Genomic DNA, 20,513 nt, shown 5'->3' with positions numbered 1-20,513 from the left:
TGCGTCAGCCGGTGATCACCAGGCCGACGATCTCGTTGTCCGAGAACCACACTCGGACATCGGGCCGTCCCCCCGCGAAGGCGGTATGGACCGCCTGGCGGATCTCGGGGGACGGATGATTGAGGTTGCGCCACTCGCCGGCCACGAACAGCCGCAGCCGGGGCGGAAGTTCACGCGGATACGGCAGCAGCTCGTCCCAGTAGCGCTCGGCCTTGCCCGAGCCGACCGCCTGCGGCACCAGATACGTGACCGCCGCCTTGATGTCGGGCCGGTTGCCGATCCGCTGGGAGGCGGGCCGGCCCGCCGCGTCCTGCTGCGGGGAACCCGTCGCCCGTAGCACCGTGCGGGCGCGTTCCGGAGACATCGGCTCCTGGCCCGTCGCCTTGAGGATGCCCTGCAGCGCGGCCAGCGCGCCGACCACGATCGGGGAGGCGGACGACGTCCCCGAGAACGTGTCGGTGTACCAGGTGATCTCCTCCGGTCCGCCCTGAAGGTCGCCGGGCCGGTCCCAGAAGCCGCCGGTCGTCGTCACCTCGCGTCCCCAGCCCTGCGCGTCCACCCGGGCGCCGTAGTTGGAGAACGCGAGCCGTGAGCGGTCCGGACCGTGGTCGCGGCCGTGCGTGCCGGGCGGCGGGGCGCCCGCGCCGACCAGGATCGCGCCGGAGGACGGGTTGGACGGGTTGAACGGGTTGCGCCACCGCTCGGGGAATTCGTCGGGGCGGCGCTCGTAGACGGCGTCGTCGAGCGACTCGGCGCCATTGCCCGCTGCCGCCACCACGAGGATTCCCTTGGCGGTGGCGTGACGGACGGCGGCGAGGTCGTCCGGCCACCACTCGAGCGGGATGTAGCCGCGCTGGTCGTCGCGCTCGGCGTACTCGAACCGGGGCCCCGGGCGGTGCAGTTCGATCAGCACGATGTCGCCGGGGCTCAGCCGGTCGGCCGCCGCGTGGATCGCGGCCGCCGTGCCGATGCCCTGGAAGGACGCCGCCGCCGTCACCGTCTCCGGCACGATGCCGGTGACGCCGTACTCGTTGCGGTCGCCGCCGATCACCCCGATCACGGCGGTGCCGTGGTTGCGCCAGGCGAGGTCGGCCACCGGGGTGCCGACGACGACACCGGCCAGCTTGGCGGCCAGGTCCTCGTGCCCCAGTTGCCAGGAGCCCTCGACGTCGATCACGGTCACGCCCTGGCCGGTGCCGCCGGGCCGCTGCCAGGCCCAGTACGCGTCGACGCCCTCGGGCGCGGGCCGCAGATAGCCCTGCCGGCCGCTGTAGTCGGGCGTGACCGGCGCGCCCTCCTTCAGGCGCCCGTCCTCACCGATCGGCCCGATCGAGGCCGGCACCGCGCCCGGCTTCACATACGCGGTGTCGATCCCCGGCAGCGCGGCGATACGGGCCCGCAGTTGCTCGGCGCGGCTCTCCCCGCCGCGCACCCGGTAGAACAGCGCGAGGTCGGGCACGTCCTGGGCGACCGTGGCCTGCTGGAGTCGCTCCTCGCTGCCGAACAGCGGCTCCAGCGCGAGCTGTTCGTCACTGAGGAACATGTTGAGCGCCGACACATCGGCACCCGCCACCGACCGGACGCCCTCGGCCTGGGCCCGCAGCCGGGCCTCGGGACGGGCGACGACGATCAGTTCCTGCTCGGGTCCTCGATAGGTGAATCCCGCTCCGTCGGGCCCCGGACCGGACGCTCCCGGACCCTGCGCCGGCTGTGCCTGCTCGCTCATCGTCTGCCGCTCCCTTCGGTCCTGCGGGTACCAAGTGCGGGTGGTGCGGCGCGCCTTCGGTGGACCAACCAAGCACGCCCGGACCGGTCCGTCCAGACTTATTTCGCCAACTCGGTTTGAAACAAGTTGAATTGGGCAACGTGTGCATTCCGGCCTGAAAGAGATGTCACGCCACAATCGGGCCAGATGCTGTCCAGGCGCTGTCGAGAGGCTGTCTCCTGCTGCGGGGGCGGTTGGCGTGTGGTGGGGTGGACGAGTCAGTTGACCGTTGGACCAGCCGTCGGCCGGATCTGCCGGCCTGGTCCTGTCCGCGGAAGGACGCACCGTGGCCCCCGAACACCGCTCCTTCGCACCTCGCCTCACCCGCCGCAGACTCCTCACGGCCGGCGCCGCCACCGCGGGTGCCGTACTCGTCGGAGCCGCCGGCACCTCTGCCGCGACGGCCGCAGGGACGGAAAAGACCCGGCCCGCCGTGATCCGCCTCCCGAACGGCTTCCGCCCGGAGGGCATCACCATCGGCGGCGGACCGTACGCCTACCTCGGCTCGCTCGGCGACGGCTCGATCTACCGCGCCGACCTGCGCACCGGCGAGGGCGGCATCATCTCCGCCGGACCCGGCACACCCTCGGTCGGCCTCAAACTCGACCACCGGGGACGCCTGTTCGTCGCCGGACGCGGCCAGGGCGCCCGCGTCGTGGACGCCCGCACCGGCGAGATTCTCGCCTCGTACGTCCTCACCACGGCGACCCCGACCTTCGCCAACGACGTGTTCCTGACCCCGCGCACGGCCTGGTTCACCGACTCCTACCAGCCCGCGCTGTACGCCCTGCCCCTCGGCCGCCACGGCGAACTGCCGGACGCACAGGACGTCGTACGGATCACGCTGAGCGGCGACTGGAGCCAGGTCCCCGGCGAGGTCGTCAACGCCAACGGCATCACCCGCACCCCCGACGGCTCGGCCCTCCTCGTCGTGCAGTCCGGGGTCGGCGGCCTGCACCGCGTGCACCCGCGCACCGGCGTCACCCAGCGCGTCGACCTCGGCGATGCGGCCCCGCTCACCAACGGCGACGGCCTGCTGCTGATCGGCCGGACGCTGTACGTCGTCCAGAACCGGCAGAACGCGATCGACGTGTTCCGGCTCGCCGCCGACGGCCGCAGCGGCGTCTTCCGGCGCCGTATCACCGACCCGCTCTTCGACGTGCCGACCACGGTGGCCGCGTACCGGGGCCGGCTCTACCTGCCCAACGCGCGCTTCACCACGACGCCGACACCGGAGACCACGTACGACGTGATCTCGGTGCCCGCATGACGAACACGGCAGGCCCGGCGTCGACGCGAGGGTGACGCAGGGGACGGCGGAGGGCGGTGCGCAGCACAGCGCACCGCCCTCCGCCCGGCTCCGAGAGCCTCAGTCCTCCGACGAGTCCTCGTCGTCGTCCTTGCCGCCCGGCTTCGGGGGCATCGGCGGACGCGTACGGTCCTCGGCCGACGGCCCGCCGCCGTCGCGCCGGCGCAGATACCGCTCGAACTCGCGGGCGATCGCCTCGCCCGACGCCTCCGGCAGCTCCGCGGTGTCCCGGGCCTCCTCCAGCGTCTGCACGTACTCCGCGACTTCGCTGTCCTCGGCGGCCAGCTGATCCACGCCGACCTGCCAGGCGCGCGCGTCCTCGGGCAGCTCGCCCAGCGGGATACGCACGTCGATCAGGTCCTCGAGCCGGTTGAGCAGGGCCAGCGTCGCCTTCGGGTTGGGCGGCTGCGACACGTAGTGCGGTACGGCGGCCCACAGCGACACCGCCGGCACGCCCGCGTGCGTGCACGCCTCCTGCAGGACGCCGACGATGCCCGTCGGCCCCTCGTACTTGGTCTCCTCGAGATCCATCCTGCGGGCCAGGTCCGTGTCGGACGTGGTCCCGCTGATCGGGACCGGACGCGTGTGCGGGGTGTCGCCGAGCAGGGCGCCCAGGATGACCACCAGCTCCACGCCGAGTTCGTGCGCGAAGCCGAGGAGCTCGTTGCAGAACGAGCGCCACCGCATGGACGGTTCGATACCTCGGACGAGTACGAGATCACGCGGCTTCTCGCCGCCGACACGGACGACCGACAACCTTGTCGTCGGCCAAGTGATCTTCCTTACTCCGTCGTCCATCCACACCGTGGGGCGGTTCACCTGGAAGTCGTAGTAGTCCTCGGCGTCCAGCGCCGCGAACACCTCGCCCTTCCACTCCCTGTCCAGATGCGCGACCGCGGTGGAGGCGGCGTCGCCGGCATCGTTCCAGCCCTCGAACGCGGCCACCATGACCGGGTCGATCAGCTCGGGAACCCCCTCGAGCTCGATCACCCAGTGCCTCCTTCCGACGTGCCCTCGCTTGACCACCCAACCTTACGGCGTGCGGCGGGGGCGCCCGCAGCCCCCTTGCACGGGGGAGTGAACGATCACTGCCCCGTTCGCCACCCCGAAACACCCCGGTAGAGCTCCGATGTCCGACGAATGCCCACGCGTCGGGGCAGGTCGGGCGCTATCACCCTCTCGTGTGGAGGTCCGCGGATCGGCCGCCGGGCGCCGTGCCGGTGCGGAACTGTTCGTCGGGTGAGCGGAGTTGCCCCCAGGTCACGTGTGCGGCGGGTCGGGATCGTGTATCTGACGCTCCTCGGCGTGGGGATCCTGGGGGCGCTGCTGGTCGCCCCACGGGTCGAGGACCCGGCGGCCGTGGTGGCCGCGCTGCCGCCGACCCTGGCGGGTGCGTATCTGGCCTGGAGTGCCTTGGGTGTGCTGGCCCTGGTCGGTGTCATCGTCTCCGGGTTCGCCTTCGGATGCCGGCCGAGTTTCCTGCGGCCGGCCGACTGGGACGGACGGGTCGTCCTGACGGGAGTCACCGCCGCGGCCTTGTATGTGCCGGCCTTCCACAACGCTGCGGAACCGTCTGCGCCCTCTTCTACGGGGTGGTGGCCGGCGCCATCCGTGCGGACGGCATGGTCCCCGACCCCGCCCGCCCGGTCGCCCGGCTCCGATGGCGCTGGAGTCATCGGGGAGTCCTGATGGGGCTGTCGGGCGGGATGCTGCTGGGCAGCGGCATCCTCGCCGAGGGGCTGCTCGCGGACGTACTCTCGGGCGGCTCGCGGCGGGAGTACATCGCGCCGGCCGACCCGTTCGAAGCGCTCTGGGCCGCCGAGCAGGTGGCCGCGGTGGTCGCGGTGGCCTGCCTGCTCGTGCACGGCCTGCGGATGGTCCCCGTCGACCTCGGCACCTCGGTGGACGGCCGGGCCCTCCTGAGCAACGACCGGCGTGCCCTCGGCACCTGCGTACTCACCGCGGTGGTACTCGGCGCCGCGATGATCGGCGTTCAAGGCTCACTCGCCAAGCTCTGGGGTTCGACCCGCGCCTGGGGCGGGGACGCCGCCGGCGACTTCCTCTGGCTCTACGTCGTGGGACTGATCCCGGCACTGCTGACCGGGCTGGCACTGGGTATCCGGCAGGCCGCCTGGAGCGAGTACGCCGTCGCCTGCTGCTACCTGGCCCTGCGCGCCAAGCTGCCCCTCGACCTCATGGCTTTCCTCGCCGACGCCCACGACCGCGGCGTTCTGCGCCGCACCGGTGTCGTCTACCAGTTCCGTCACATCGAGCTGCAGCACAGACTGGCCGACTCCGAGCCGTAGGTCACGACCCACACCGGCCATAGGTCACAACGTCGACCGCAACCACTGCTCCACGCTCGCGATGTGCACCGTCGCCCACGACCGCGCCGCCTCCGCGTCCCGGTCCCGCAGGGCCGCCAGGATCGCCCGGTGCTCGTGCAGGGTCCGGCTGACCGCGTCCTCCTGGGTCAGGCCCCGCCAGATACGCGCCCGCGTCGTCGGTCCCGAGAGCCCGTCGAGGAGCGAGCACAGCACGGAGTTCCCGGAGCTCTGCACGATGCCCCGGTGGAACTCCAGGTCGCTGGCGACGAGCTCCTCCACCGACGGATCGTTGCCCAGCTTGTCCAACTGGTTCGCCAGCGCGTCCAGTTGCTGCTCGCTGATCCGTGCCGCGGCCATCGCCGTGGCGGCCGGTTCCAGGATGCGGCGCACGGCGAGGAACTCCAGCACCGTGTCGTCGCGGTGGAAGTCGACGACGAAGCTCAGCGCCTCCAGCAGCAACTGCGGGTCGAGGCTCGTGACGTAGGTGCCGTCGCCTTGCCGTACGTCCAGGATCCGGATCAGCGACAGGGCCCGCACCGCCTCCCGCAGGGAGTTGCGGGACAGCCCCAGCTCGGCGGCCAGTTCGCTCTCCTTGGGGAGCCGGTCGCCGGGGCGCAGCGCGCCGGAGACGATCATGCCCTTGATCTTCTCGATCGCCTCGTCGGTGACTGCCATGACCGGCCTCCCTGCCGTTCAGAGATCGGATGTCTCAGGCCACATTATGGGGGCTGTTCACAGGGGTGCCGCCAGATCGGCGATCACCGCCTTCTCGTCGAGCCCCGGGCGCACTCAGAGCCGCACGACTGTCTCGGGCTGTGGTTCGCCGAGCTCAGGTACGGTGCCCGGCACCCAAAGGAACGCAGGAGCGCCCCCGTCACGTCCCAGGAACTGCGTGCCGTCCACTGGACCGGATCCAGCCTCGCGCTGATCGGCCAGACCGTGGTCGACGCGATCCGGCGGCTCGTCGTGCGCGGCGCACCCGCGATCGGCGCGGCGGGAGCCTACGGCGTCGCCCTCGCGCTCCTGCTGGAGTGGGCCGGCGTACGAACGGCTCCGGCCGGGTCACGCGGTCACAACACGGCGTTCGACGTCACCCCGAAGGCGCCTGGTGACGGGGCTCGTCACCGAGCGCGGCGTGCTTGAGGTGTCCGCGGGCGAGCTGCCGGGGGAGCGGGTCGCTGACCTGGGCGCATGTGCCGTACGGCGCCGGGAACGTCGCCGGCCGACCGGCACTGGCAATCGCGCACACGAAAGGGGCGGCTCCAATCGGCGAGGAGCCGCCCCTTCCGGTAGTGGCCGGCCCCGGTGCGGAAGGGGCCGCCCTCGTGCGGTCCGGCCCGGTCAGGGGAGTGGCCGAACCTGGCGCCGCGAGAGGCTCATCCGGCGAAAACCTCCCTCGGCGCCTGCGAGGTCACTTCTTGTCGAGCAGGTCCTGGACCTTCGCCCGGACGTCGTCCGTGGCCAGACCCCGGATCGTCAGCGTCGTACGGCGACGCAGCACGTCGTCCTGCGTCTCGGCCCACTCGTTGTCACGGGCGTAGACGACCTGGGCCCAGATCTCCGGGGCGTCCGGGTGGACCCGCTCGCCCAGCTCCGGGTTCTCGTTGGCGAGGCGGGCGATGTCGAAGGCGAGGGAGCCGTAGTGCGTGGCCAGGTGCTTCGCCGTGTCCGCCGCCATGCGCGGGCCCGGCGCCGGGCGGTCGGTCAGCAGGCGGTGGGCGACCGCACGCGGGTTGGCGATACCCGGCAGCGGCAGCTTCTTCGGCAGCGAGGCGATCGGCTCGAAGTCGTCGCCCAGCGGGGCGCCCGGCAGCGCCTCCAGCTTCTTCATGATCGTGCGGCCGATGTGCCGGAAGGTGGTCCACTTGCCGCCAGCGACGGACAGCATGCCGCCCTTGCCCTCGGTCACGACCGTCTCGCGCTTGGCCTTGGCCGTGTCACCGGGGCCGCCCGGCAGCACCCGCAGACCCGCGAAGGCATACGTGATGAGGTCACGGCTGAGCTGCTGGTCCCGGATCGAGAACGCGGCCTCGTCCAGGATCTGGGCTATGTCCTTGTCGTTGACCGCGACATCCGCCGGGTCGCCCTCGAACTCCTCGTCCGTGGTGCCCAGCAGAAGCATGTCCTCCCAGGGCAGCGCGAAGGTGATGCGGTACTTGTCGATCGGGGTCGCGAGCGCCGCCTTCCAGGGCGAGGTCCGCTTCAGGACCAGATGCGCGCCCTTCGACAGACGGATCGACGGGGCGGCGTCCGGGTCCTCCATCTTGCGCAGGTGGTCGACCCAGGGTCCGGTCGCATTGAGCACGAGGCGGGCGTTCACGCCGAACTCGTCACCGGACAGGCGGTCCTTGAGGTCGGCGCCGGTCACCCGGCCCTTGGTGAAGCGCAGGCCGGTGACCTCGGCGTGGTTGAGCACGACCGCGCCGGACTCGACGGCCGCGCGGACCGTCATCAGCGCCATGCGCGCGTCGTTCATCTGGTCGTCGCCGTACACGGCCACGGCCTTGAGGTTCTCGGTGCGCAGCTCGGGCACGTCCTGCGCGGCCTTCGAGGGGCTGAGCAGGTGGCCGACGCCGTCACCGAACGCGGACAGTGCGGAGTAGGCGAAGACGCCCGCTCCGAGCTTCGCAGCGCCGTGCGGCCCGCCCTTGTACACGGGGAGGTAGAACGTGAGCGGGTTCGCCAGGTGGGGGGCCACCTGGCGGGAGACCGCACGGCGCTCGAAGTGGTTCTCCGCCACCAGCTTCACCGCGCCGGTCTGCAGATAGCGCAGACCGCCGTGGAGCAGCTTGGAGGAGGCGGAGGAGGTGGCGCCGGCGAAGTCGCCGGCGTCGACCAGAGCCACCCTGAGGCCGGACTGCGCGGCGTGCCAGGCGGTGGAGATGCCCAGGATGCCGCCGCCGATCACGAGAAGGTCGTACGACGCCTTGGCGAGCTGCTCCCGGGTCTCGGCGCGGCTCGGGTTGGAGCCGGAGGCCGGGCGCGTCCCCAGGGCAGGCACGGACTGCAGGGTGGACTGACTGGTCATTTCGGGTTCTTACTCCTCATCAGAGCTCGCGTCGGAGAGCTTGCGGTCGGCTCTCGTCAGCTCTCGTCGTCCTCGAGCCAGCCCATGGTCCGCTCGACGGCCTTGAGCCAGTTCTTGTACTCACGGTCGCGGGTCTCCGCGTCCATGCGGGGGGTCCACTCGGCGGCCCGGCGCCAGTTGGCACGCAGGTCGTCGGTGCTGTTCCAGAAGCCGACGGCGAGACCGGCGGCGTAGGCGGCGCCGAGGCAGGTGGTCTCGGCGACCATCGGGCGCACCACCGGTGCGTCCAGGACGTCCGAGAGGGTCTGCATCAGCAGGTTGTTGGCGGTCATGCCGCCGTCGACCTTGAGGGTCACCAGCTCGACCCCGGAGTCCTTGACCATGGCGTCGGCGATCTCCCGGGTCTGCCAGGCGGTGGCCTCCAGGACGGCACGCGCGAGGTGCGCCTTGGTGACGTACCGGGTCAGGCCGGCGATCACACCGCGGGCGTCGGAGCGCCAGTGCGGGGCGAACAGGCCGGAGAAGGCCGGCACGAAGTAGGCACCGCCGTTGTCCTCGACCGACAGCGCGAGCGTCTCGATCTCGGCGGCCGTGGAGATCAGGCCCATCTGGTCGCGCATCCACTGCACCAGCGAGCCGGTGACGGCGATCGAGCCCTCCAGGGCGTAGACCGTGTCCTGGTCGCCGATCTTGTAGCCGACGGTGGTGAGCAGACCGGCGTACGAGTTGATGATCTTGTCGCCGGTGTTCATCACCATGAAGGTGCCGGTGCCGTACGTCGACTTGGTCTCGCCCTCGGAGAAACAGGTCTGGCCGAACAGGGCCGCCTGCTGGTCACCGAGCGCGGAGGCGACCGGGATGCCGCCGAGCAGGTCGCCCAGCTTGCCGCCGGTGATCTCGCCGTAGACCTCGGCGGAGGAGCGGATCTCGGGGAGGATCTGCATCGGCACGCCGATGGACTCGCAGATCTTCTCGTCCCACTCCGTGTTGTGGAGGTTCATCAGCATGGTGCGGGAGGCGTTGGTGACGTCGGTGACGTGCTTGCCGCCGTCGACACCACCGGTCAGGTTCCAGATGACCCAGGTGTCCATGGTGCCGAAGAGGATGTCGCCGGCCTCGGCGCGCTCCTTGAGGCCCTCGACGTTGTCCAGCAGCCAGCGGGCCTTGGGACCGGCGAAGTAGGAGGCGAGGGGAAGGCCGGTCTCGCGGCGGAAGCGGTCCTGGCCGACATTGCGGCCGAGCTCCTTGCAGAGCGCGTCGGTACGGGTGTCCTGCCAGACGATGGCGTTGTGGACGGGCTCACCGGTGTTCTTGTCCCACAGCACGGTGGTCTCGCGCTGGTTGGTGATGCCGATGGCCTTGATGTCGTCGCGGGTGATGCCGGCCTTCTCGATGGCTCCGGCGACGACCTCCTGGACGTTGGTCCAGATCTCGGTGGCGTTGTGCTCGACCCAGCCCGGCTTCGGGAAGATCTGCTCGTGCTCCTTCTGGTCGACGGAGACGATACGTCCGTCGCGGTCGAAGACGATGCAGCGGGAGGAAGTCGTGCCCTGGTCGATGGCTGCGATGAAGGGGCCGGCGGTGTGCGCGTCGGTCACTGTGAGCTCCTGGAAAGTTCCGTGGTTATGGGGCTTTACGTACGGCGTGCGCTGAGAGTTTCGGTGCTTCTCACTCGAACGGGTGAAGCTCGGTTCTCTTAGGCGAATGCCACGTTGTAGATGCCTGCAGCGATCGCCGCGCCGATCAGCGGACCGACCACCGGAATCCAGGCGTAGCCCCAGTCGGAGCCGCCCTTGTTGGGCAGGGGCAGCAGGGCGTGCACGATGCGCGGGCCGAGGTCACGCGCCGGGTTGATCGCGTAGCCGGTCGGGCCGCCGAGGGACAGGCCGATCGAGACCACGACGAGCGCGACGATCAGCGCGCCGATCGGGCCGAGGCCGTCGCCGTTGTTGTTGAGGCCCTGCGTGAGGATGGCGAGCACCAGCACGACGGTGCCGATGATCTCCGTGAGCAGGTTCTGCACCACGTTCCGGATCTCGGGACCGGTGGAGAAGATGCCCAGCACGGGGCCGGCGCCCTTCTCCTGGGCCTCGACGGCCTTGGCCGCGGTGGCCTGCGCGCCCGGACCGCCGACGATCTCCTTGTCGGTGAGGTGGGCGTGGAACTGGCCGTAGTAGGCGACCCAGACCAGGGCCGCACCGATCGCGGCGCCGAGGAACTGTCCGGCGATGTACGTCGGAACGTTGCTCCAGTCGTTGTCCTTGATCGCGAGCGCGACCGTCACGGCCGGGTTCAGGTGGGCGCCGGACAGCGGCGCCGACGTGTAGACCGCCGTGAGCACTGCGAAGCCCCACCCGAAGGTGATGGCGAGCCAGCCGGCGTTACGGGCCTTGGAGGCCTTCAGCGTGACGGCCGCGCAAACGCCGCCGCCGAGCAGGATGAGTATGGCGGTACCGATGGTCTCGCCGATGAAGATGTCGGAGCTGGACACCCGCGACTCCTTTGTCCTTCGTCCAGGGGAAGCCGAACCCCGGGTCCCACCGGTGGTTCGCGTGCCCTCGGGGTGAGAGCGATGGCGGCCCTTGGCGTTGTCACACTCTAGCGCGTATTGCCGGTAGGTGTTCGACAATGCCGACCGATGGACGGGAGTCTTGCCCCGGCGTAAGGCGCCCGTCAAGAGGCCTGTTATCGAATGCTCGATCGTTATGGGTTGTGTTGATTTATCGACACGGGTCGGCTGGCGCGTACTGCCGCGTAGGGAACACGTTCTGTATCGCCGCGGCGTTTTATACGGCTATGTCAGGACACGGAGAAGTCCGGAACGCCGTATGGCGTCCCGGAATGTCACTGTTCCGGCGCGCGGGCCTCAGAAGCGCCCGGCGCCCAGATCCCGCGACACCGCGCGGGCACAGTCCCGCACCGCCGCGATGAGCTCGGGCTGCAGTTCACCGTCCCGGCACAGCCGCTCCACGGCGCCGGTGATGCCGACCGCACCGACCGGCATACGTCGCCGGTCGTGGATGGGGGCGGCGAGGGAGGCCACGCCCTCCCAGGTCTCCTCGACGTCGGCCGCGTAGCCACGCGCGCGTGTCACGTCGAGGATGCGCTCGAAGCCGTCCAGCTCGCACACGGTCCGGTCCGTGAAGGCCTTGCGGTCGGCCTCGATCGCCTCGCTGTGCGCGACCGGGTCGTACGCCGACAGGACCTTGCCCAGGGCCGTGGAGTGCAGCGGCTGCATGGCTCCTATTTCCAGCACTTGCCGGCTGTCGTCGGGCCGGAAGACGTGGTGGACGATCAGCACGCCCTGCTGGTGCAGGACACCCAGATAGACGCTCTCCCCGCTGGAACGGGCGAGGTCGTCCGTCCACACCAGGGCGCGCGCCCGCAGCTCGTGCACATCCAGGTAGGTCGTGCCGAGGCGCAGCAGCTCGGCGCCCAGCTGGTAGCGGCCCGAGGCGTCGTCCTGCTCGACGAAGCCCTCCTGCTGGAGGGTGCGCAGAATGCCGTGCGCGGTGCCTTTGGCGAGGCCCAGGGACGAGGCGATGTCCGACAGGCCGAGGCGTCGCTCGCCACCCGCGAGGAGCCGCAGCATCGCGGCCGCCCGTTCGAGCGACTGGATGTTCCGTGCCATCGCCGTACTGCCTCCGTCCCCTTCGACCGTCGACCCCGCGACGTCGCTGCCGCCGTTCGGCAATGTCGAACACTACTAGTCGATGCCGACCTCCCGCTAATGGTCCGTCGGTATCCGTCCGCTTCTGTTGTGTCACCCGTATACGGCAAGCGACCTGCCCGTCATCCCGTCCCGTCCCGTGGACGCCCTGACCATCCGGCGGCGGTCCCGGCTACCCTGGCGGCGTGCGCCCCCGTGTGGAAGGTTTCACGGAAGGGCGCAAAGCCGACAGCCGTCGCACTCCAGGGAGCCCCTTCATGGCCTCGTTGCCGCCGACCCCTTCCGCCGACAGCCGGACCCGTGTGTCCGCCCTCCGTGAGGCGCTCGCCACCCGTGTGGTGGTGGCCGACGGAGCGATGGGCACGATGTTGCAGGCTCAGGAGCCCACCCTCGACGACTTCCAGCAGCTCGAGGGCTGCAACGAAATCCTGAACCTGACCCGCCCGGACATCGTCCGCTCGGTGCACGAGGCGTACTTCGACGCGGGCGTGGACTGCGTCGAGACGAACACGTTCGGCGCGAACTACGCGGCGATGGCCGAGTACGACATCCCCGAGCGGGTCTTCGAGCTGTCGGAGGCGGGCGCCCGGATCGCTCGCGAGACGGCGGACGCGTTCGGCGCCCGCGATGGCCGTCAGCGCTGGGTCCTGGGCTCCATCGGCCCCGGCACCAAGCTGCCCACGCTCGGCCACATCGGCTACACCACCATCCGCGACGCCTTCCAGCAGAACGCCGAGGGCCTGATCGCGGGCGGCGCGGACGCGCTGATCGTGGAGACCACCCAGGACCTGCTCCAGACCAAGGCCGCCGTGATCGGCGCCCAGCGCGCCCGCGAGATCTCCGGCCTGGACGTCCCGATCATCGTCTCCGTCACCGTCGAGACGACCGGCACGATGCTGCTCGGTTCGGAGATCGGCGCCGCGCTGACCGCGCTGGAGCCGCTGGGCATCGACATGATCGGCATGAACTGCGCCACGGGCCCCGCCGAGATGAGCGAGCACCTCCGCTATCTCTCCCGGCACTCCCGTATCCCGCTGTCGTGCATGCCGAACGCGGGCCTGCCGGTCCTCGGCAAGGACGGCGCCACCTACCCGCTCACCCCGCCAGAGCTGGCCGACGCCCACGAGACCTTCGTACGGGACTACGGCCTGTCGCTGGTGGGCGGCTGTTGCGGTACGACGCCGGAGCATCTGCGCCAGTTGGTCGAGCGGGTCCGCGGCGTCACTCCGACCGAGCGGGAGCCGCGTCCGGAGCCGGGGGCGGCTTCCCTCTATCAGACGGTGCCGTTCCGGCAGGACACCTCCTACCTGGCCATCGGTGAGCGCACCAACGCCAACGGCTCGAAGAAGTTCCGTGAGGCGATGCTGGAGGGCCGCTGGGACGACTGTGTGGAGATGGCGCGCGAGCAGATCCGCGAGGGCGCGCACATGCTCGATCTGTGTGTGGACTACGTCGGCCGTGACGGGGTGGCCGACATGGAGGAACTGGCGGGCCGTTTCGCCACCGCCTCCACGCTGCCGATCGTGCTGGACTCCACCGAGGTCGACGTGATCCGGGCCGGTCTGGAGAAGCTCGGCGGGCGGGCGGTGATCAACTCGGTCAACTACGAGGACGGCGACGGTCCGGAGTCCCGCTTCGCGCGCGTCACCGAGCTCGCCCGGGAGCACGGCGCGGCGCTGATCGCGCTGACCATCGACGAGGAGGGCCAGGCCCGCACCCCGGAGAAGAAGGTGGAGATCGCCGAACGGCTGATCGCCGACCTCACCGGGAACTGGGGGATCCACGAGTGCGACATCCTCATCGACACCCTGACCTTCACCATCTGCACCGGCCAGGAGGAGTCCCGCAAGGACGGCATCGCCACCATCGAGGCGATCCGCGAACTCAAGCGCCGCCACCCGCAGGTGCAGACCACGCTGGGCCTGTCGAACATTTCCTTCGGTCTCAACCCGGCCGCCCGCATCCTGCTCAACTCCGTCTTCCTGGACGAGTGTGTCAAGGCGGGCCTGGACTCGGCGATCGTGCACGCCTCGAAGATCCTGCCGATCGCCCGGTTCAGCGAGGAGGAGGTGCAGACGGCCCTGGATCTGATCTACGACCGTCGTGCCGAGGGCTACGACCCGCTGCAGAAGCTCATGCAGCTCTTCGAAGGGGCCACCGCGAAGTCGCTGAAGGCGGGCAAGGCCGAGGAACTGGCCGCGCTGCCGCTGGAGGAGCGCTTGAAGCGGCGCATCATCGACGGTGAGCGCAACGGCCTGGAGGCCGATCTGGATGCGGCCCTGCAGGACCGGCCGGCCCTGGACATCGTCAATGAGACGCTGCTGGACGGCATGAAGGTGGTCGGTGAGCTGTTCGGCTCCGGTCAGATGCAGTTGCCGTTCGTGCTGCAGTCGGCGGAGGTGATGAAGGCCGCTGTCGCCTATCTCGAGCCGCACATGGAGAAGTCGGACTCTGAGGGCAAGGGCACCATCGTGCTGGCCACGGTGCGCGGTGATGTGCACGACATCGGCAAGAACCTGGTGGACATCATCTTGTCCAACAACGGCTACACGGTGGTGAATCTGGGCATCAAGCAGCCGGTCTCGGCGATCCTGGAGGCGGCCGAGGAGCACCGGGCGGATGTGATCGGTATGTCCGGGCTGCTGGTGAAGTCCACGGTGATCATGAAGGAGAACCTGGAGGAGCTCAACCAGCGCGGCCTGGCCGCGGATTACCCGGTCATTCTGGGCGGCGCCGCCCTCACCCGCGCCTACGTCGAGCAGGACCTGCACGAGATCTACCAGGGCGAAGTCCGCTACGCCCGCGACGCGTTCGAGGGCCTGCGCCTGATGGACGCCCTCATCGGCGTCAAGCGCGGCGTGCCCGGCGCCAAGCTCCCCGAGCTCAAGCAGCGCCGGGTCAGGACCACCGCCGCCGCCGCGGCCGTGGTGGAGGAGCGCCCCGAGGAAGGCCACGTCCGCTCCGACGTCGCCACCGACAACCCCCTCCCCACACCGCCGTTCTGGGGCACCCGCGTCGTCAAGGGCATCCAGCTCAAGGAGTACGCCTCCTGGCTCGACGAGGGCGCCCTCTTCAAGGGCCAGTGGGGCCTGAAGGAGGCCCGCACCGGAGACGGACCGTCGTACCAGGAACTCGTCGAGACCGAGGGCCGCCCCCGGCTGCGCGGTCTGCTCGACAAGCTCCAGACGGAGAACCTCCTCGAAGCGGCCGTGGTCTACGGCTACTTCCCGTGCGTCTCCAAGGACGACGACCTGATCCTCCTGGACGAGCACGGCAACGAAAGCACCCGCTTCACCTTCCCGCGCCAGCGCCGCGGCCGGCGCCTGTGCCTCGCGGACTTCTTCCGCCCGCAGGAGTCGGGTGAGACGGACGTCGTGGGCCTCCAAGTGGTCACCGTGGGCTCGCGGATCGGCGAGGAGACGGCTCGGCTGTTCGAGTCGAACTCCTACCGTGACTACCTCGAACTGCACGGCCTGTCCGTGCAACTGGCCGAGGCGCTCGCCGAGTACTGGCACGCGCGCGTGCGTTCCGAGCTGGGCTTCGCCGGTGAGGATCCGGCCGACATCGAGGACATGTTCGCGCTCAAGTACCGGGGCGCCCGCTTCTCCCTCGGCTACGGCGCCTGCCCGAACCTGGAGGACCGGTCGAAGATCGCCGGTCTGCTCCAGCCGGAGCGCATCGGCGTCCACCTGTCGGAGGAGTTCCAGCTGCACCCCGAGCAGTCCACGGACGCGATCGTCATCCACCACCCGGAGGCGAAGTACTTCAACGCACGATGAGGCGACCCCCGGAGGGTTCACGGGGGTGTAACCGGTGTGCCCCGACGCACACCGGTCAAACAAGGCGCTTCATCGCCGCACGTCGTACACTGGACGGTCCACCGCAGGCCGGTTCCCTCCGTGGGAACCGGCCTGATCGTCCCTTCAAGGAGGTACGTGGATGACCAGCACGGTCCCCGCGCCAGTAACGCGTACGGCCGATGGCTCGGCCCTGCAGGCAGTACTCCTCGACATGGACGGAACCCTGGTGGACACGGAGGGCTTCTGGTGGGACGTCGAGGTCGAGATCTTCGCCGGCCTCGGTCACACGCTCGACGACACCTGGCGCCATGTCGTGGTCGGCGGCCCCATGAGCCGCAGCGCGGGGTTCCTGATCGAGGCGACGGGCGCCGACATCACGCTCGCCGAGCTCACGGTGCTGCTGAACCAGGGCTTCGAGGACCGTATCGACCGCGCCCTGCCGCTGATGCCGGGAGCCGCCCGGCTGCTGGCCGAGCTGGCCGAGTACGAGATCCCGACGGCCCTGGTCTCCGCCTCGCACCGGCGCATCATCGACCGTGTCCTCACCTCCCTCGGCCCCCAGCACTTCGCGTTGACCGTCGCCGGTGACGAGGTGCCGCGCACCAAGCCGTACCCGGACCCGTACCTGTTCGCCGCCGCCGGACTCGGCGTCGACCCCGCCCGATGTGCGGTCGTCGAGGACACCGCGACCGGCGTCGCCGCGGCCGAGGCCGCCGGGTGCCATGTGGTGGCCGTGCCGTCGGTGGCACCCATCACCCCGGCCGCCCGGCGCACCGTGGTGACGTCGTTGGAAGAGGTCGATCTGGCATTTCTGCGCGGGCTGATGGTGGCGTGACAACGGAAATGCGCCTGCCCTTCACGCAGCGTGCAACATCGTTAAGCGCGGAAATTGCACAAGGAAATTCGAACCTGCCGCCTGGCTGAATTACAGCGCCCCCCAAGACTGTTCAGTTTGTGACGTTCAACACTTCGGCAGGGGTCGACAGTCCTGCCGAGTCGTGCCCCTCGCCTTCTGTAGAGCGCTTTCAGCGTGCCCTTGTGTCCCGATTGATGGAAGGGTGCACGAATCCTTCCGCTGTCAGGTTTTCGTTGTGTCCGCACCCGGTTCCGCTCCGTGAGGGAGCCTCAACTCCAGTGGCCGCGAACCCTCCTGCGCGCGCGGACTAACCTCGTCGCGAGAACATCGCACTTACCCCGTGATCCGCCGCGCCACCCCTGCATGCCGGGTACACGGAGTCGACAGCTGGAGAAACCCGAGCATGAACCGTAAGACTTTGGTGCTGCCGGCCGTCATCGGCCTGCTCGCGCCGGTTCTCGCCGCCTGCGGCGGAACCGACAGCGGCAGCGACAACGGCGACGCGATCGTCGTCGGCACCACGGACGTGTTCACTGCCTCGAAGGACGCTCCCGCACCGCTCGACCCGGCCTACGCCTACGACGTCGGCACCTGGAACGTCCTGCGCCAGACCGTGCAGACCCTGATGATCCAGCCGCGCGGCGAGGGCGAGCCGGTGCCCGAGGCTGCCCAGAGCTGCGCCTTCACCGACAGCGGCAACGAACGCTACGCCTGCACCCTGCGCGAGGGCCTGAAGTTCGCGAACGGCGACCCCGTCACCGCGGCCGACGTGAAGTACTCCATCGACCGCGCCCGCGCCCTCAAGGCCGACAGCGGCGTCTTCGCGCTGCTCTCCACCATCGACACCGTCGAGACCCAGGGCGACCGCGAGGTCATCTTCCACCTCAAGACCGCCGACGCCACCTTCCCGTTCAAGCTGTCCACCCCGGTCGCCGGCATCGTCGACCCGGACGCCTACGCCAAGGGCAAGCTGCGCGACGGCTTCGAGGTCGACGGCTCCGGCCCGTACACCCTCAAGGCCGAGGTGAAGAACGACCAGCTGGTCTCCGCCGTGTTCACCAAGAACCCCGAATACAAGGGGAGCCTGACGGTGAACAACGACAAGGTCGAGCTGCGCAACTTCACGGACGCCGACGAGATGGGCACCGCCCTCGCCAAGGGCGACATCGACCTGATGACCCGCACCATGTCGCCGGAACAGATCCAGAAGCTGTCGGCCGACTCCGACGACTCCATCGACCTCGTCGACATGTCCGGCCTGGAAATCCGCTACCTGGCCTTCAACACCGACGCCCCGGCCGTCCGCAGCAAGGCCGTCCGCCAGGCCATGGCCCAGGTCATCGACCGCGGCGAACTCGTCTCCAAGGTCTACGGCTCCCAGGCCGAACCGCTGTACTCGCTGGTCCCCGCCAGCATCACCGGCCATTCCAACGCGTTCTTCAACAAGTACGGCGAACCGAGCATCGGCAAGGCCAAGTCGATGCTCAACAAGGCGGGCATCACCACCCCGGTGAAGCTGACGCTGCACTACACCACCGACCACTACGGCGCGGCCACCAAGAAGGAGTTCGAGCTGCTGAAGAAGCAGCTCAACGACAGCGGCCTGTTCGACGTCGACATCCAGGGCACCCCCTGGGCCACGTTCCGCCCCGCCGAGCAGAAGGGCGAGTACGACGTCTACGGCATGGGCTGGTTCCCGGACTTCCCGGACGCCGACAACTACCTCGCGCCGTTCCTCGACAAGGACAACTTCCTCGGCTCGCCGTACGCCAACAGCACGATCCGCAACACCCTCATCCCGGAGTCCCGCCGCGCCGCCGACCGCCTGTCCGCCGCCGGCAGCCTGACCGACATCCAGGACATCGTCGCCAGTGACGTACCGGTGCTGCCGCTGTGGCAGGGCAAGCAGTACGTCGCAGCGGGCGACGACGTCACGGGTACGGCCTATGTGCTCAACTCCTCCTCGACCCTTCAGCTGTGGGAGCTCGGCCGTGGCGTGAGCGGCTGACGTCTCTCCGGACCCGGCGCCCACGACCAGGACGCCGGGTCCAGGCCCGGGATCCTGGACGAGGCCCGGGCTCCTCACAACCGACGACAAGGCACTCGTAAGTGAATATGCGCAACCAGTGGCCGGTCCTGCCCGTCGTGGCAGGGCTGGCCTCCGGCCTGCTGACCGGCTGCGGAACGGAGACGGGTGGTTCCGGGGGAACCGGCACCTCGGTGGTCATGGGGATGTCCGACGACGTCCTGGCCACCGATCCCGCCTCCGGCTACGACCCCGGATCCTGGCTGTTGTTCAACAACGTCTTCCAGTCGCTGCTCAGCTTCCCCAAGGGCGCCACCGAACCGCAGCCCGAGGCCGCCGAGCAGTGCGCCTTTTCCGACACCCAGGCCACGGTCTACAAATGCACCCTCAGAGACGGCCTGAAGTTCAGCAACGGTGACGAGCTCACCTCGTCCGACGTCAAGTTCTCCTTCGACCGCATGCTGAAGATCAACGATCCCGACGGCCCCGCGGTCATGTTCCCCACGCTCGAGAAGGTGGAGACCCCGGACGCCAAGACGGTCGTCTTCCGGCTCAACACCCCCGACGCCACCTTCCCGAGCAAGATAGCCTCCGGCGCCGGCTCCATCGTCGACGAGGACCAGTACGACGCGGACGGCCTGCGCAAGGACGGCGAGGCCGTCGGCTCCGGCCCGTACAAGCTGGACTCGTTCGGCGACGACGAGGCCGTCTTCTCCGTCAACGAGAACTACAAGGGCACCGCCAAGGTGAAGAACGACGGCGTGACGCTGAAGTTCTTCCACGGCGACCAGGACTCCCTCAAGAAGGCCCTGCTCGACAACCAGGTCGACATCGCCTACCGCGGCCTCACCGCGGGCGGCATCGCCGACGTCGAGCAGTCCGGCGACGACTCCGGTGTCGAGGTCGTCGAGGGCAGCAGCGCCGAGGTCCAGCACCTGGTCTTCAACATGGACGACCCGGTCGCCGGAAAGCTCGGCGTCCGCAAGGCCATGGCCTACCTGATCGACCGTGACGCCCTCATCAAGGACGTCTACCAGGGCACGGCGACCCCGCTGTACTCGATCATCCCGGCCGGTATCGGCGGCCACAACACGGCCTTCTTCGACACCTACGGAGCCCGCCCCTCCAAGGCGAAGGCCGCCGCCGCGCTGCGGGACGAGGGCATCACCGGCAAGGTCAAGCTGACCCTGTGGTCCACACCCTCGCGCTACGGCCCCGCCACGGACCAGGAGCTCAAGGCGATCGCCGGACAGCTCAACGACAGCGGCCTGTTCGACGCCGACGTGCAGTCCGTCGCGTTCGACCAGTACGAGAAGGACATCGCCGACGGCAAGTACGGCGTGTACGTGAAGGGCTGGATCCCGGACTACCCGGACGCCGACAACTTCACGGCCCCCTTCTTCGGCAAGGGCAACGTGCTCGGCAACAACTACGACAACAGCTCGATCACCGGCACGCTCATCCCGCGCACCGCCGCCGAGAGCGACCGCTCCGCGACGGACGACGAGTTCGGCCGGCTCCAGGACATCGTGGCCAAGGAGCTCCCCGTCCTCCCGGTCTGGCAGGCCAAGCAGTACGCGGTCGTCCACGACAACGTCTACGGCCTGGAGTACTGCCTCGACGCCTCCACCGTCTTCCGCTTCTGGGAGCTCAGCAAGGGCTGACGGACCGTCGTACCCGCTGGCACATACGCGCAGGGCGCCCCTTCTCGGGAAGGAGCGCCCTCTTCGTC

14 protein-coding genes and 1 pseudogene are annotated in these 20,513 nt (G+C 69.5%); 8 read left to right on the top strand and 7 right to left on the bottom strand.

The window, feature by feature from the left end:
* Positions 1-4 precede the first annotated feature (4 nt).
* Complete coding sequence (locus ACQEV2_RS08080) at positions 5-1,726, bottom strand: S8 family peptidase (protein WP_433038050.1); 1,722 nt, start codon at positions 1,724-1,726, stop codon at positions 5-7.
* Positions 1,727-2,051: 325 nt separating this feature from the next.
* Between ACQEV2_RS08080 and ACQEV2_RS08075 the strand changes: the two genes are divergently transcribed.
* Complete coding sequence (locus ACQEV2_RS08075) at positions 2,052-3,035, top strand: SMP-30/gluconolactonase/LRE family protein (protein ID WP_433038048.1); 984 nt, start codon at positions 2,052-2,054, stop codon at positions 3,033-3,035.
* A 99-nt stretch (positions 3,036-3,134) separates the two neighbouring features.
* Here ACQEV2_RS08075 and ACQEV2_RS08070 read toward each other — a convergent pair whose 3' ends face one another.
* A complete protein-coding gene (locus ACQEV2_RS08070; protein ID WP_433038046.1) occupies positions 3,135-4,064 on the bottom strand; it encodes a PAC2 family protein in 930 nt (309 codons plus the stop codon).
* A gap of 294 nt (positions 4,065-4,358) precedes the next feature.
* On the opposite strand from ACQEV2_RS08070, the gene ACQEV2_RS08065 reads away from it, so the two are divergent.
* Together ACQEV2_RS08065 and ACQEV2_RS08060 are read left to right on the top strand one after the other, a co-directional pair.
* Positions 4,359-4,763: a hypothetical protein gene (locus tag ACQEV2_RS08065; RefSeq protein ID WP_433038044.1), complete on the top strand. Its 405-nt coding sequence runs from the start codon at positions 4,359-4,361 to the stop codon at positions 4,761-4,763.
* On the top strand, positions 4,763-5,380 hold the full coding sequence (locus tag ACQEV2_RS08060; RefSeq protein ID WP_433038042.1) for a hypothetical protein: 618 nt from the start codon (positions 4,763-4,765) through the stop codon (positions 5,378-5,380). The genes ACQEV2_RS08065 and ACQEV2_RS08060 overlap by 1 nt, the downstream gene beginning before the upstream one ends.
* Before the next feature lie 24 nt (positions 5,381-5,404).
* Here the strand turns inward: ACQEV2_RS08060 and ACQEV2_RS08055 are convergent, their stop codons facing one another.
* The gene (locus tag ACQEV2_RS08055; RefSeq protein WP_433038040.1) at positions 5,405-6,076 is read right to left on the bottom strand and encodes a FadR/GntR family transcriptional regulator; all 672 of its coding nucleotides are present in this window, start codon (positions 6,074-6,076) and stop codon (positions 5,405-5,407) included.
* Positions 6,077-6,418: 342 nt separating this feature from the next.
* On the opposite strand from ACQEV2_RS08055, the pseudogene ACQEV2_RS08050 reads away from it, so the two are divergent.
* A pseudogene (locus ACQEV2_RS08050) lies at positions 6,419-6,578 on the top strand (S-methyl-5-thioribose-1-phosphate isomerase); the annotation flags it as partial.
* 234 nt (positions 6,579-6,812) lie between these two features.
* Here ACQEV2_RS08050 and ACQEV2_RS08045 read toward each other — a convergent pair.
* From ACQEV2_RS08045 to ACQEV2_RS08030, 4 genes are all read right to left on the bottom strand, one after another.
* Positions 6,813-8,429: an FAD-dependent oxidoreductase gene (locus ACQEV2_RS08045; RefSeq protein WP_433038038.1), complete on the bottom strand. Its 1,617-nt coding sequence runs from the start codon at positions 8,427-8,429 to the stop codon at positions 6,813-6,815.
* 56 nt (positions 8,430-8,485) lie between these two features.
* A complete protein-coding gene (gene glpK / locus ACQEV2_RS08040) occupies positions 8,486-10,027 on the bottom strand; it encodes a glycerol kinase GlpK (protein ID WP_433038036.1) in 1,542 nt (513 codons plus the stop codon).
* A gap of 98 nt (positions 10,028-10,125) precedes the next feature.
* Positions 10,126-10,920, bottom strand: a complete 795-nt coding sequence (locus ACQEV2_RS08035) for an MIP/aquaporin family protein (protein WP_433038034.1) — start codon at positions 10,918-10,920, stop codon at positions 10,126-10,128.
* Between the two features lie 375 nt (positions 10,921-11,295).
* Positions 11,296-12,060, bottom strand: coding sequence for an IclR family transcriptional regulator (locus ACQEV2_RS08030; RefSeq protein ID WP_433038032.1), 765 nt, complete (start codon positions 12,058-12,060; stop codon positions 11,296-11,298).
* Positions 12,061-12,356: 296 nt separating this feature from the next.
* Between ACQEV2_RS08030 and metH the strand changes: the two genes are divergently transcribed.
* The 4 genes from metH to ACQEV2_RS08010 all read left to right on the top strand — a co-directional run bounded on the left by metH (position 12,357) and on the right by ACQEV2_RS08010 (position 20,445).
* Positions 12,357-15,878, top strand: coding sequence for a methionine synthase (gene metH / locus ACQEV2_RS08025; RefSeq protein ID WP_433038030.1), 3,522 nt, complete (start codon positions 12,357-12,359; stop codon positions 15,876-15,878).
* 160 nt (positions 15,879-16,038) lie between these two features.
* Entirely contained in the window at positions 16,039-16,734 is a 696-nt protein-coding gene (locus ACQEV2_RS08020; RefSeq protein WP_433038028.1) for an HAD family hydrolase, read from the top strand.
* A 424-nt stretch (positions 16,735-17,158) separates the two neighbouring features.
* Positions 17,159-18,763 carry an ABC transporter substrate-binding protein gene (locus ACQEV2_RS08015; protein WP_433038026.1) on the top strand — a complete coding sequence of 535 codons (1,605 nt, stop codon included), beginning with the start codon at positions 17,159-17,161 and terminating at the stop codon, positions 18,761-18,763.
* 101 nt (positions 18,764-18,864) lie between these two features.
* Entirely contained in the window at positions 18,865-20,445 is a 1,581-nt protein-coding gene (locus ACQEV2_RS08010) for an ABC transporter substrate-binding protein (RefSeq protein ID WP_433038024.1), read from the top strand.
* Positions 20,446-20,513 lie beyond the last annotated feature (68 nt).

The sequence above is a fragment of the Streptomyces sp. CA-251387 genome (assembly GCF_050936625.1).
Classification (GTDB): Bacteria; Actinomycetota; Actinomycetes; order Streptomycetales; family Streptomycetaceae; genus Streptomyces.
Note: the sequence above shows the minus strand (reverse complement) of the source record. Positions and strands in the feature narration are given on the sequence as shown.

Excerpts from the sequence above, each read along its gene's own strand:
- ACQEV2_RS08060 (WP_433038042.1), top strand. The coding sequence starts at position 4,763 with ATGGGGCTGTCGGGCGGGATGCTGCTGGGCAGCGGCATCCTCGCCGAG.
- ACQEV2_RS08015 (WP_433038026.1), top strand. The coding sequence starts at position 17,159 with ATGAACCGTAAGACTTTGGTGCTGCCGGCCGTCATCGGCCTGCTCGCG.
- ACQEV2_RS08055 (WP_433038040.1), bottom strand. The coding sequence starts at position 6,076 with ATGGCAGTCACCGACGAGGCGATCGAGAAGATCAAGGGCATGATCGTC.
- ACQEV2_RS08030 (WP_433038032.1), bottom strand. The coding sequence starts at position 12,060 with ATGGCACGGAACATCCAGTCGCTCGAACGGGCGGCCGCGATGCTGCGG.
- ACQEV2_RS08045 (WP_433038038.1), bottom strand. The coding sequence starts at position 8,429 with ATGACCAGTCAGTCCACCCTGCAGTCCGTGCCTGCCCTGGGGACGCGC.
- metH (WP_433038030.1), top strand. The coding sequence starts at position 12,357 with ATGGCCTCGTTGCCGCCGACCCCTTCCGCCGACAGCCGGACCCGTGTG.
- ACQEV2_RS08020 (WP_433038028.1), top strand. The coding sequence starts at position 16,039 with ATGACCAGCACGGTCCCCGCGCCAGTAACGCGTACGGCCGATGGCTCG.
- ACQEV2_RS08080 (WP_433038050.1), bottom strand. The coding sequence starts at position 1,726 with ATGAGCGAGCAGGCACAGCCGGCGCAGGGTCCGGGAGCGTCCGGTCCG.